Annotated in this window: 13 protein-coding genes; 4 read left to right on the plus strand and 9 right to left on the minus strand. The window is 59.2% G+C overall.

Annotated elements, in window-relative coordinates; genetic code table 11:
• Positions 1 to 2: 2 nt before the first annotated feature.
• Positions 3 to 473: a MaoC family dehydratase gene (locus AWM79_RS09390; protein WP_017131624.1), complete on the plus strand. Its 471-nt coding sequence runs from the start codon at positions 3 to 5 to the stop codon at positions 471 to 473.
• Between the two features lie 59 nt (positions 474 to 532).
• On the opposite strand, the gene AWM79_RS09395 is transcribed toward AWM79_RS09390, so the two are convergent.
• Positions 533 to 997, minus strand: a complete 465-nt coding sequence (locus AWM79_RS09395; protein ID WP_017131625.1) for a ferritin-like domain-containing protein — start codon at positions 995 to 997, stop codon at positions 533 to 535.
• Positions 998 to 1,197: 200 nt separating this feature from the next.
• Here AWM79_RS09395 and AWM79_RS09400 point away from each other — a divergent pair, with 200 nt between their 5' ends.
• Positions 1,198 to 1,434: a DUF3820 family protein gene (locus AWM79_RS09400; protein ID WP_017131626.1), complete on the plus strand. Its 237-nt coding sequence runs from the start codon at positions 1,198 to 1,200 to the stop codon at positions 1,432 to 1,434.
• Positions 1,435 to 1,450: 16 nt separating this feature from the next.
• Positions 1,451 to 2,635, plus strand: coding sequence for an aminotransferase class V-fold PLP-dependent enzyme (locus AWM79_RS09405; RefSeq protein WP_017131627.1), 1,185 nt, complete (start codon positions 1,451 to 1,453; stop codon positions 2,633 to 2,635).
• Positions 2,636 to 2,721: 86 nt separating this feature from the next.
• Here AWM79_RS09405 and AWM79_RS09410 read toward each other — a convergent pair whose 3' ends face one another.
• The 3 genes from AWM79_RS09410 to zwf are packed head-to-tail and all read right to left on the minus strand — an operon-like array spanning position 2,722 to position 5,574.
• Positions 2,722 to 3,387, minus strand: a complete 666-nt coding sequence (locus tag AWM79_RS09410) for a bifunctional 4-hydroxy-2-oxoglutarate aldolase/2-dehydro-3-deoxy-phosphogluconate aldolase (RefSeq protein WP_060782682.1) — start codon at positions 3,385 to 3,387, stop codon at positions 2,722 to 2,724.
• A gap of 17 nt (positions 3,388 to 3,404) precedes the next feature.
• Positions 3,405 to 4,118, minus strand: a complete 714-nt coding sequence (gene pgl, locus AWM79_RS09415; RefSeq protein ID WP_060782683.1) for a 6-phosphogluconolactonase — start codon at positions 4,116 to 4,118, stop codon at positions 3,405 to 3,407.
• Positions 4,105 to 5,574, minus strand: coding sequence for a glucose-6-phosphate dehydrogenase (zwf, locus tag AWM79_RS09420; RefSeq protein WP_017131630.1), 1,470 nt, complete (start codon positions 5,572 to 5,574; stop codon positions 4,105 to 4,107). The genes pgl and zwf overlap by 14 nt, the downstream gene beginning before the upstream one ends.
• 210 nt (positions 5,575 to 5,784) lie before the next feature.
• Between zwf and AWM79_RS09425 the strand changes: the two genes are divergently transcribed.
• Positions 5,785 to 6,645, plus strand: coding sequence for a MurR/RpiR family transcriptional regulator (locus AWM79_RS09425; protein WP_176987122.1), 861 nt, complete (start codon positions 5,785 to 5,787; stop codon positions 6,643 to 6,645).
• Between the two features lie 81 nt (positions 6,646 to 6,726).
• Here AWM79_RS09425 and AWM79_RS09430 read toward each other — a convergent pair whose 3' ends face one another.
• From AWM79_RS09430 to AWM79_RS09450, 5 genes are all read right to left on the minus strand, one after another.
• Positions 6,727 to 8,076: a carbohydrate porin gene (locus AWM79_RS09430; RefSeq protein ID WP_060782684.1), complete on the minus strand. Its 1,350-nt coding sequence runs from the start codon at positions 8,074 to 8,076 to the stop codon at positions 6,727 to 6,729.
• 89 nt (positions 8,077 to 8,165) lie between these two features.
• A complete protein-coding gene (locus AWM79_RS09435) occupies positions 8,166 to 9,326 on the minus strand; it encodes an ABC transporter ATP-binding protein (RefSeq protein WP_060782685.1) in 1,161 nt (386 codons plus the stop codon).
• 2 nt (positions 9,327 to 9,328) lie between these two features.
• Positions 9,329 to 10,174: a carbohydrate ABC transporter permease gene (locus AWM79_RS09440; protein WP_060782686.1), complete on the minus strand. Its 846-nt coding sequence runs from the start codon at positions 10,172 to 10,174 to the stop codon at positions 9,329 to 9,331.
• Entirely contained in the window at positions 10,167 to 11,075 is a 909-nt protein-coding gene (locus tag AWM79_RS09445) for a carbohydrate ABC transporter permease (RefSeq protein ID WP_060782687.1), read from the minus strand. Before AWM79_RS09445 ends, AWM79_RS09440 begins: the two co-directional genes overlap by 8 nt.
• Positions 11,076 to 11,221: 146 nt before the next feature.
• Positions 11,222 to 12,508, minus strand: a complete 1,287-nt coding sequence (locus AWM79_RS09450; protein ID WP_026013134.1) for an ABC transporter substrate-binding protein — start codon at positions 12,506 to 12,508, stop codon at positions 11,222 to 11,224.
• Positions 12,509 to 12,586 lie beyond the last annotated feature (78 nt).

Genomic DNA, 12,586 nt, shown 5'->3' on the forward strand with positions numbered 1-12,586 from the left:
AGATGACCCAGGTGACCAATACGCCTTACGAGGCCCTCGAAGTCGGCCAGACCGCCAGCTACAGCAAGACCGTGGAAGAACGCGATATCCAGCTGTTCGCCGCCATGTCCGGTGATCACAACCCGGTGCACTTGGATGCCGAATTCGCTGCCGCCAGCATGTTCAAAGAACGCATTGCCCATGGCATGTTCAGCGGAGCGCTGATCAGCGCGGCGGTGGCTTGCGAGCTGCCTGGACCGGGCACCATCTACCTGGGCCAGCAAATGAACTTCCAGAAGCCGGTGAAGATTGGCGACACCCTGACCGTGCGCTTGGAGGTCCTCGAGAAGCTACCGAAGTTTCGTGTGCGTATCGCCACCCGCGTGTTCAACCAGCGCGATGAGCTGGTGGTCGACGGCGAGGCGCAAATCCTCGCCCCGCGTAAGCAGCAGACCGTGACCCTGACCAGTCCGCCGCCCATCACCATTGGCTGAATGGTCGATCGCGCATAGAAAACGCCGGATAAACCGGCGTTTTCCAACAGCTTCAGGTCTTAGCTGGCGCGAGCGATATTACGCAGCACCTTGACCTGGTCATGGTTACGCAGCACGCTCTGGTATTGACGATTCACCAGATCATGCAGGCCCAACAGGTTGTGCTTGGCGAGCTTTTCCAGCGCCTCCTGATAAGCCTTCTTGGCATGGTCCTCGCCGCGTTCGGCCTCGTTGAGCACCGCTTCTTCGCCCTTGCCGGTAAACAACGACTTCACGTCCACCCAACGACGGTGCAGGCTACCGGCGACGCTGGTGGAGGTTTGCGGATCGCCGCCGAGCTTGCGCACCTCGGTCTGCAATTCCACGGCCGCCGCCTCGCACTCGCCCGAAAGCTGCACGAACAGCGCCTTGAGCTCGGGGCTCTTGATATCTTCGGCGCATGTCTTGAAGCCTTCCTGGCCATCCTTGCTGACTTCAATCAGATGATTGAGCACCGAAATGGCTTCTTTGTTCGAGTTGGTCATGACTCAATTCCTTCTGGTGGTGGAAGTTAATCAGACCGTTGCAGTCACCATGCCAGCCTTCAACTCATGATTTTCATGTGTATTTTTAGTCACTTATAAATAATCGAAAAATCTGTACCCCTGTTATTTGCATGATCTGTCAATTGGCCTGCGTGCAGAATGCCTGTATTTTTCCAGTGGTTTGAACACCTGAGGCCCCAATGAATCTCGAAAAGCTCGAACTACTGATCACCCGCGAAATGCCCTTTGGCAAGTACAAGGGGCTGATCATCGCCGACCTGCCCGGCCCGTACCTGAACTGGTTCGCCCGCGAAGGCTTTCCCCACGGTGAACTCGGCGGCCTGCTGGCGTTGATGCAGGAGATCGACCACAACGGCCTCAGCGACCTGCTCGATCCCCTGCGCGCCCAGCACGGCAAACCCAAACCCCGCCCCTGACCCGACGAGCCCCACCATGCCAAGGAACGAAGATAACGCCCGCAACGACAACTTCTGGCAAGCCGTGGCCCAGCGCTACGACGTCGAACCCGGACCGCTCAATCTGGAAAACGGTTACTTCGGTCGCATGAGCCGCCGGGTGATCGAGGACTACCAGCACAATATCGAGTTCATCAACCGCAGCAATTCAGTGTATGTCCGCCAGCATTTCGAGAAAGTCGTCAGCGTGGCGATTCGCACCGAGTTGGCCGAACTGATAGGTGTCAGCGACGAGGCGGTCGCCTTCACCCGCTGCGCCACCGACGCCTTACAATCGCTGATCCGCAACTATAACCGCCTGCAACCGGGCGACCAGGTGCTGTACAGCGACTTGGAATACGACACGGTAAAGGGCGCGCTGAACTGGCTCGAACGCCATCGCGGCGTGCAGTTGATTCGCCTGGAACACGTCCACCCGGCGAGCTTCGAATCGTTGCTGGCGACCTACCGCGAGGCGTTCGCACGCTATCCGCGCCTAAAACTGATGGCGCTGACCCATGTCACCCACCGTACCGGCCTGGTGATGCCGGTGCGGGAGATTACCGAGGCGAGCCAGGAGTACGGGATCGATGTGATCCTTGATGGAGCCCATGCACTGGGGCAGATCGAGTTCGACCTGGCGCAGATGGGCGTGGCCTTTGCAGGCTTCAACCTGCAGAAGTGGATCGGCGCACCGTTGAGCCTAGGGGTGATCTATATCGATCCCGAGCGTTTGGCCGATATTGATCCGGACATGGGCGAAATGCATTACCCGGTCACGGATATCCGCTCGCGCACCCCCAACAGTACACCGAACGTTCCGGCGTTGATGACCCTGCCCACGGTGTTCGCCGAACATCGGGAAATCGGCGGCGCGGCTGCCAAGGGCGCACGCCTGAGTTACCTGCGCGATTTGTGGGTCGGCGAAGCGCGCAAGATGCCAGGTGTCGAGGTGATGACATCGGATGACCCACGCCTGTACAGCGCAATCACCTCGATGCGCTTTACTCGCCAGGCAGATCAGCAGGTGATGGTCGATCAACTGTTGAAGGACTACAACCTGTTCACGGTGGTGCGTAGCGGCTCGGCCTGCGGACCGTGCATCCGCATCACCCCGGGATTTACCACCTCGGCGCAGGATATGGGTTTGCTGGTGCGGGCATTGGCCGAGTTGACCGGCTGATCCAGGCTTTTCGCCAGGCATAAAAAAACGGTGCAGCCATTAGGCGCACCGTAAAGCCGTAGAACACACAACGAATTCAGTAATGATCAATCCAGCAAGGCTAGTGCCTCGGCGGTGCACTCCTGGATGCGGGCCCAGTCGCCGTTCTTGATCCATTGCGGATCCAGCATCCAACTACCGCCCACGCACATGACGTTTTTTAGCGCCATGTAGCTCCTGATATTAGCTGGGCCGACGCCGCCGGTCGGGCAAAACTTCACTTCGCCGAACGGGCCGCCGAGCGCCTTGATCGCCGCCACGCCACCGCAGACTTCCGCCGGAAACAGCTTGAAGCGGCGATAGCCCAGACCATAGGCCTCCATGATCCCCGAGGCGTTGCTGATGCCCGGCAACAAGGGGATCGGGCTCTCGACGCTGGCTTGCAGCAGCTCGCGGGTAATTCCCGGGGTGACGATGAACTGCGAGCCCGCCGCCTGCGCCGCCTCCAGCATCTGGCAATCGAGGACGGTACCGGCACCGGTCACCAGCTCCGGACGCTGTTCACGCAGGATCCGGATGGCCTTGAGACCGAACTGCGAACGCAAGGTCACTTCCAGGGCGGTCAGGCCACCGGCGGCCAGGGCATCGGCCAGCGGCAGGACATCCTGCTCGCGAGCGATGGTGATAACCGGCAGGATTCGCGCCTGGGTACACAGTTCGTCGATCAGAGCGACCTTGTCTGCCATGGAGACGGTCGAGTCATTGTTTTTCATAGCAGCTGATCCTTGGCTCATGGGCACCAGTAAATCTCTAATGTAGGTTTCAGAAACGCGCGAATCGGCATCACAGCCAGCTCATCGCCCGCTAACGCGGCGTTCAGGGTGGTCAATTTCGACTGGCCGGAAATCGCCAGCACGATAAAGATCGCCGAGGACAACAGGGACCGACTCATGGTCAGACGCTGGCGGGGCACGGTCGGTGCCAACATCGGCCAGACCCGCCGGCTGCCATCCACCTGCAAGGCGGCCTGCAGGTTCGGGCTGTTGGGGAACAATGAAGCGGTGTGACCGTCATCGCCCATGCCCAGTACCAGCACGTCGATATCCGGCAGCTCGGCGAGGAACTGATCGGCCTGCTGCGCGGCTTCATCCAAATTGGCCGCGAGGCTGTACAGACCGATAAATCGGGCCTGGGCCACCGGGCCTTGCAGCAGGTAACGTTTGAGCAGACCGGCATTGCTGTCGGCGTGCTCGACCGGCACCCAGCGCTCGTCGGCGAGGCTGATCACCACCTTGCTCCAATCCAGCTCCTGCTTGGCCAGGTTCTGGAAAAATGCCACCGGGCTGCGTCCGCCGGAAACCACCAGGCTCGCCACGCCACGGGCGGCAATCGCCGCACGCAGCCGTTGCGCCACTTCCTTGGCCTGGCCTTCGGCCAACAACGCCGGGGTACTGAATTCGCGTCCCGTCACACCCTGAGGTAGTTTCAATTCAGATATCGCCATACCACGACCTCCCATCCCGCGTAATCAGAGCAATGGAACTCATCGGTCCCCAGGACCCGGCTGCATACGGTTTGGGCGCATCACCGGACTTTTTCCAGCCGGCGATCAACTGATCGCACCACTTCCACGCGGCTTCGATTTCGTCTTTACGGACAAACAGGTTCTGGTTGCCGCGCATCACTTCCAGCAACAGCCGTTCGTAGGCATCCGGGATCCGCGCACTGCGATAGGTATCGGAGAAATTCAGTTGCAGCGGCCCGCTACGCAATTGCATGCCCTTGTCCAGACCCTGCTCTTTGGTCATTACCCGCAAGGAAATGCCTTCGTCCGGTTGCAGGCGGATGATCAGCTTGTTACTGATCTGCAGGCGCTGCTCGGGCGCGAAGATATAGTGCGACGGCTCCTTGAAGTGGATGACGATCTGCGACAGCTTCTGCGGCATGCGCTTGCCGGTACGCAGATAGAACGGCACGCCGGCCCAGCGCCAGTTGCGAATGTCAGCACGCAAGGCGACGAAGGTCTCGGTGTCGCTCTGGGTGTTGGAGTTCTCTTCTTCCAGGTAGCCGGGCACGGACTTGCCTTCGCTGTGGCCGGCAATGTACTGACCGCGTACCACTTGGGTCGTCAGGCCTTCCGGGCTGATCGGCGCCAGGGCCTTGAGCACCTTGACCTTTTCGTCACGGATGCTGTCGGCTGAAAGGTCGGCCGGCGGGTCCATGGCAATCAGGCAGAGCAACTGCAGCAGGTGATTCTGGATCATATCCCGCAGTTGGCCGGCTTTGTCGAAATAACCCCAGCGACCTTCGATACCGACCTTCTCGGCCACAGTGATTTCCACATGGGAAATGTAGTTCTGGTTCCATTGGGTTTCGAACAGACTGTTGGCGAAACGCAGGGCAATCAGGTTCTGCACCGTCTCCTTGCCCAGGTAGTGATCGATGCGGTAAGTACGGTTTTCCGGAAAAAACCGCGCCACCGCGTCGTTGACCTTGCGTGACGATTCCAGATCCGAGCCGATGGGTTTTTCCAGCACCACCCGCGTGTTCTCGGCCAGGCCGACTTTCGCCAGGTTCTCGCAGATCGCGCCATACACAGCGGCCGGCGTGGCGAAATAGGCAATCAGTGGTTCGGCCGTTCCGGCCGCTTCCATCAGGGCTACGTAGTCGTCGGCCTTGAGGAAATCCACATGCAAGTAGCTCAGGCGAGCGAGGAATCGCTCGACGACCACCTCGTCGATTTCCTTGGCCTGGACGAATTCGCGCAAGTCGGCGGCGATGCTCGACAGGTGCTCCTCGACACTGCCTGGCTCGCGGGCCAGGGCCAGGATCCGCGTATCCGCGTGCAGCAGGTCAGCACTATCGAGGTGGTACAAGGCAGGAAAGAGCTTGCGAAGCGCCAGGTCGCCCAGGGCGCCGAACAAGGCGAAAGTGCAAGGTTCAACCGTTATCGAAGACATGATGTTTGTTCTTTTATCAAGTTAAACGATAAATACCTTTTTTTGAGGCATCATTCAAGGAAAAATGTAGTAATAATCACAACATTTTATCAAACTGACGATTGCGAGTGGTGGTCCACAGACGCCATCAGTAGGATAGGCCACCGCCGAGAGCCGCCAAAGCGTGTTCTTATAGGCATTGCAGAACCAAGGAACATCAACATGGACCGCGTGCGAAATCTGCTGGAACAGATCCAGAACCGTCTCGAAGACCTGAACAAGGCCGAGCGTAAAGTCGCCGAAGTCATCCTGCTCAACCCACAGCAGGCGACCCGCTACAGTATCGCCGCCCTCGCCCAGGCGGCTTCGGTGAGCGAACCGACGGTCAACCGCTTCTGTCGTTCGTTCGATGTCAGCGGCTACCCGGAACTCAAGCTGCAACTGGCCCAAAGCCTGGCCAGCGGTGCGGCCTATGTCAGCCGGGCAGTGGAAGCCGACGACGACGCCGAAGCCTATACCCGGAAGATTTTCGGCAGCGCGATTGCCTCGTTGGACAGCGTCTGCCAGGTACTGGATCCAGCCCTGATCAACCGCGCCGTCGATCTGCTGACCCAGGCCAGGCAGATCCACTTCTTCGGTCTGGGCGCCTCGGCGCCAGTGGCCATGGACGCCCTGCACAAGTTCTTCCGCTTCAACATGGCGGTCACGGCCCACGTCGACGTGCTGATGCAGCGCATGATCGCCTCGGTCGCCCATACCGGCGAACTGTTCGTGATCATTTCCTACACTGGACGCACGCGGGAACTGGTGGAGGTGGCGCGCATCGCCCGAGCGAATGGCGCCTCGGTCCTCGGCCTGACGGCCGCCGGTTCGCCACTGGCCAAGGCCAGCACCCTGAGTCTGAACATTCCGTTGCCCGAAGACACCGACATCTACATGCCGATGACCTCACGGATTGTTCAGTTGACGGTGCTCGATGTATTGGCCACCGGCATGACCTTGCGCCGAGGCGTGGACTTCCAGCCGCACTTGCGCAAGATCAAGGAAAGCCTCAATGCCAGCCGTTACCCCGTGGGTGACGAGTTCGACTGACCCCTGACCCGCAAAAAAAAGCGGATGACCAAGTGAGCCATCCGCAAGACGCGCATAAAGAGAGAATTTAGCAGTCGAGGCTTAGAAGACCGACTGAATTTTCAGGCCAGCGACCACGGCGTCATCCACTTTGTTCACGCCCCCTGGGTGAGTAATGTATTGCAGGTTGGGACGTACCGTCAGCCAATTGGTAACGTGGATACCGTAGTTCAGCTCATAGTTGTACTCGGTGTCGCGCAGTGGCGAGTACAACGGGTTGTTGTAATCGCTGACACCTATGGCGGCGTTGGCCAGCTCAGCGTTTTTCTTCACGTCATCGTTGATATGGATGCGGGCGACGCCGATACCGATATCATCCTTCGGGCGCGCATCGAATGGGCCTTTGTACACGAACATCAGCGATTGGTAGTTGTCGATGACGTTGGTGTCCTTGTCGTGGAACGTGGCGTTGGCCGCAACGTTCAGACCTCGGGAAGCATCGCCGTTGTGGGTGGTGAGTTGCTGCTGGCCAACGAACCAGTAGCCGTGCTTGCTGTTGTGAACGCGAAAACCGTTACCGCTGGTGGCGGCGTCCTGGCCGTTGTCGTCCTCGCGCACGTCGGCGGCGTCGGAGGTGCTTTTGTAGTAACCCACGCGGTATTCGCCGGGCAGGCTGTTGACCTTCGGCGACCAAACCAGTTCGACTGGCAAGACGGTGCCCTTGGTTCCACTGCCGCTGAGCTTGAAGCCGTTACCGTGCTCCAGTTGCGATGGGTTCTGGTTGTACGCACCGATCTGCGCATAGAGTTCGGGGGTGATGTGGTACTTCACACGCAATGCCGCCTGGCTGACCGGCCAGTTGTACCAGATGCCAGTCGCCCAGTTACCCACTTGGGAGCCGCAGAAGGCCAGGTTCTGGAAGTCGCAAAGGAACGTGTTGAAGTCTTCACCTTCACCGAAGTAACCGGCTTTGACGTCCAGTTTGCCGTCGAGGAACTGGTGCTGGATCCACAATTGAGTCAGCCGGACCATATGCCCACGACCGTAGACTTCCTGCGAGGAGCTCAGGGTGCCGGCACGCGGGTCGCCGACACGGTCATTGGAGATGCTCTCGCCGTTGCGGTTGGTGAGCTGGATCTTGGCCTGAGTGTTATCCCAACCCCACAGCTTTTGCAGGTCCAGTTTGACGCCCAGGCCGAACTGGTCGCTGTAACGCGCCGTCTTGTCGTTGTTGTAGCCGCCGCCGAGATTGCCGGCGACTTCACCCACGTAGTCAGACTGAATATCGATACCCCGTTCGATCAATTGGGTCCGTTCACCCCCCCAATCACCGGTCATCCACTTCGAACTTGAGCTGAAAGCATCGGCCGCATGCGCACTCCCAGCCAGGGTTAACGCCGCCACCGCAGACAACCGGCAGATCAATGGAGTATTGGTGTTCTTCTTTTTCATCCCTGCATCCTCGTCTTATTTTTATTAACAGATTTTATTGAACGTGGTTCACATCAATCGCGACGGGTGGCGAACCACCCGCCGCTAACTCAGCGGCCCTTGAACTGCGCCACGTTGTCGCTATGCGCCTGGGCTTCGGGCTTGCCCACCCGGCCCAGGCGTTCACCGGTCTTGGCATCGAACAGCAACACCTTGGCCGGATCGAATTGCAGTGTCAGAGTTTCACCTACCTGCGGCGCCACATCCGGCGCCAGGCGGCAGCAGACCTTACTGTTATTGAGGGTAACGAAGACCAGCGTGTCAGGGCCGGTCGGCTCGGTGACCTGCACCTCGGCACGGATGCTCGGCATGCCCGCAGCCTCGCCGGACGCCAGCAAGATCTGCTCTGGGCGAACGCCCAGAATCACCTCGCGGCCTTCGAGGCTGGCGTCGCTCATGTTCATCGACAACGCGCAACGTGCCTGACCGCTATCAAGCAGCGCGTGCAGACGACCGTCCTTGCGTTGCAGGCGCAACGGGATGAAGTTCATCGGCGGTGAGCCGATGAAGCTGGCGACGAACAGGTTGGCCGGATCGTTATAGATCTGTTTCGGGGTACCGAACTGCTGGATGATGCCATCCTTCATGACTGCCACTTTGTCGCCCAAGGTCATCGCCTCGATCTGGTCATGGGTGACGTAGACGGTGGTGGTCTTCAAACGCTGGTGCATCAGCTTTATTTCGGTACGCATCTCGACCCGCAGCTTGGCGTCGAGGTTGGACAGCGGCTCGTCGAACAGATAGATCTTCGGTCGGCGAGCCAGCGCCCGGCCCATGGCCACGCGCTGTTGCTGACCACCGGACAGTTGGCCCGGCTTGCGATTGAGCAGGTGCTCGATCTGCAACAGCTTGGCGACCCGGGCGACTTCCTCGTCGATGGCCGACCGGCTCATCTTGCGAATTTTCAGACCGAACTCGATATTCTCGCGCACGCTCATGGTCGGGTACAGCGCATAGGACTGGAACACCATGGCGATGTCACGATCCTTCGGGCTCATGTCGCTGACGTCCTGGTCGTCGATCATGATCGCGCCGGCGGTGATGTTTTCCAGACCCGCGATGCAGTTCATCAGCGTCGACTTGCCACACCCCGAAGGCCCTACCAGAATCAGGAACTCACCGTCCTTGATCGACAGTTCGATGTTCTTCAAGGTGTCCGGCAGGCCGACGCCGTAGGTCTTGTTTACATTGCGAAGTTCGAGCGTTGCCATGATTACCCCTTGACCGCGCCGGCTGTCAGCCCACGCACGAAATACTTGCCTGCGACCACATAGACCAGCAGGGTCGGCAGCCCGGCGATCATCGCCGCGGCCATATCCACGTTGTATTCCTTGACCCCGGTACTGGTGTTGACCAGGTTGTTCAGCGCCACCGTGATAGGCTGCGAATCGCCGCTGGAGAACACCACACCGAATAGGAAGTCGTTCCAGATCTGGGTGAACTGCCAGATCAGGCAGACCATGATGATCGGGGTCGACATCGGCAGGATGATCCGCCGGAAGATGGTGAAGAAACCCGCACCATCGAGGCGCGCCGCTTTCACCAATGCATCGGGAATGCTCACGTAATAATTACGGAAGAACAGCGTGGTAAACGCCAGGCCGTAGACCACGTGGACCAACACCAGGCCGCTAGTGCTGCTGGCCAGCCCCATCTTGCCGAGGGTGAAGGAGGCCGGCAGCAGCACGGTCTGGAACGGCAGGAAGCAACCGAACAGCAACAGTCCGAAGAACAGCTGTGAGCCGCGAAAACGCCACATCGACAACACATAGCCGTTCAACGCACCAATGGCGGTGGAGATCAGCACCGCCGGAACGGTGATCTTGATCGAATTCCAGAAGTAACCGTTGACCGTGGCCCAGGCTTTGATCCAGCCGATGTCGGTGATCACTGTCGGCCAGCTCAGCAAGTTGCCAGTACTGATGTCTTCCGGTGACTTGAAGCTGGTCAGTAGCATGACCACCAGCGGCACCAGGTACAGCACCACGGCGAGAATCAACACCGCGTAGATCGCGATGCGACTCAGGCTGATGACAGGTTTGGCGGCGAAACTAGTCATGACGCTGGGTCCTCAGCTCGGAGTACAGGTAAGGCACGATGATCGCGAGAATCGCGCCGAGCATCAGAATCGCACTGGCCGAGCCCATGCCCATCTGGCCGCGACTGAAGGTGAAGGAGTACATGAACATGGCCGGCAGGTCGGAGGAGTAACCCGGACCGCCGGCGGTCATCGCCGCCACCAGGTCGAAGCTCTTGATCGCGATGTGCGCCAGGATCATCACCGCACTGAAGAACACCGGACGCAAGCTGGGCAGCACCACCTTCCAGTAGATCCTGGGCAGGCTCGCGCCATCGATCTGGGCGGCACGGATAATCGATTGGTCGACACCGCGCAGGCCGGCGAGGAACATCGCCATGATAAAACCCGAGGCTTGCCACACCGCGGCAATCACCAGGCAATACACCACGCGATCGGGATCGATCAGCCAGTCCAGGCGAAAGCCTTCCCAGCCCCAATCACGCAGCAATTTGTCCAGGCCCATGCCAGGGTTGAGCAGCCATTTCCAGGCGGTACCGGTGACAATCATCGAGAGCGCCATCGGATATAGGTAAATAGTGCGGATAAAACCTTCGCGGCGGATGCGCTGGTCGAGGAACACGGCCAGCAACACCCCGATCGCCAAGGTGATGCCAATGAACAAGCCACCGAAGAGCGCCAGGTTCTTGCTCGCCACCCACCAGCGGTCGTTGTCGAACAACCGTGCGTATTGCGCCAGGCCCACCCATTTGTAGCTCGGCAGGAAAGTCGAGTTAGTGAACGACAGGACGAACGTCCACAGGATGTAGCCGTAGAAGCCTACCAAGACGATGAACATGCTGGGCGCCAGCACCAGTTTGGGTAGCCAGCGCTGCAGTGCATCGAACGGCGAGGCTTTGCTGAACACAGCAACAGAACTCATGGGAAAATCCAGTACAGGGAAAAGGAGCGCATGCAGATATTGTGCAGGGGCTGGCTTGCTGGCGATTGCGCTGTCAGTGGGCCTCGGCTACTGATATTTCGCTATCACCGGCAGACCAGCTCCTACCGAGCGGTCGGTGCTGAAGGCTACTTGGCAGACTTGATCGCCGCGCCGAGTTTCTTCGCGGCGTCGGCAGGATCGGCTTTCGGGTCGTTGATGTAGTTGGTCACTACGTCAAAGAACGCCCCTTGTACCGCCAGCGTGGTCGCCATGTTGTGCGCCATGCTCGGTTGCAGGCCGCCGGTCTTGGCATCCGCCAGGAAATCCTTGGCGGCGGTCTGGGCACAGGAGTCGAAACCGTATTTGCCCATATCGCTTAGCATGTCGTTGCGCACCGGAATCGAGCCCTTGTTGATGCTGAAGACTTTCTGGAAGTTTTCACCCAGGACGACCTTGGCAATGTCTTGCTGACCGGCTGCGGTGCCCTTGTCTTTCTGCTTGAACACCGCGAGGGAGTCGATGTTGTAGGTGAAGGCTTTGTCGGTGCCTGGAAAGGCTACGCATTGGTAGTCCTTGCCAGCGATTTTCTTCGCCGCGGTCCACTCGCTCTTGGCCCAGTCGCCCATGATCTGCATGCCGGCCTTGCCGTTGATGACCTTGGCCGCTTCCAGGTTCCAGTCCTGGCCTTTGCCGTCGACGTCCATGTAGGTCGCGACTTTCTTCAGCTCGGTCAGTGCCTTGACCATTTCAGGACCGGTCAGGGTGGCATTGTCCAGATCGACCAGGGCTTTTTTGTAGCCATCGACCCCCATGACCGAGAGCACCACGGCCTCGAAAACAGTGCTGTCCTGCCAAGGCTGACCGCCGTGGGCGAGCGGGATGAAGCCCGCAGCCTTGAGCTGGTCACCGGCAGCGTAGAATTCCTGGAGGGTGGTCGGCGGTTTTTCGATTCCGGCTTTCTTGAAGACTTCAGGGTTGATCCAGAGCCAGTTGACGCGGTGAATGTTCACCGGCACGGCCACGTAGTCACCGTCGTATTTCACGGTATCGGAGATTTTCTTGTCGAGCAGGCTGTCCCACTTCTCGTCTTTGGCAACGCCCTTCAGGACATCAGTGTCGAGCAGACCGGTAGACGCCCACTCCTGGATGTCCGGCCCCTTGATCTGCGCAACGCCTGGCGGGTTGCCGGCAACCGCGCGACTTTTCAGCACGGTCATGGCCGTGGCACCGCCGCCGCCAGCGACAGCGCCGTCCTTCCAGGTGAAGCCATCTTTTTCAATCTGAGCCTTGAGAACATCGACAGCCGCTTTTTCACCACCGGAGGTCCACCAGTGAACCACTTCTACGGTCCCTTTCGAGTCCGCGGCCTGTGCGCCGAGGGGGAACAACGAAGCGAAAGAAATCACTGCGGCGAGGCGAGAAATCGAATTCATCTGAGTACCTTTCTTGTTGTTATGCATACAAGTCTTGTGCTTGCGCTGCATCGGATTCTAGTCAAGGCGCAAGCCTTC

Source organism: Pseudomonas agarici, from assembly GCF_001543125.1.
GTDB lineage: Bacteria > Pseudomonadota > Gammaproteobacteria > Pseudomonadales > Pseudomonadaceae > Aquipseudomonas > Aquipseudomonas agarici.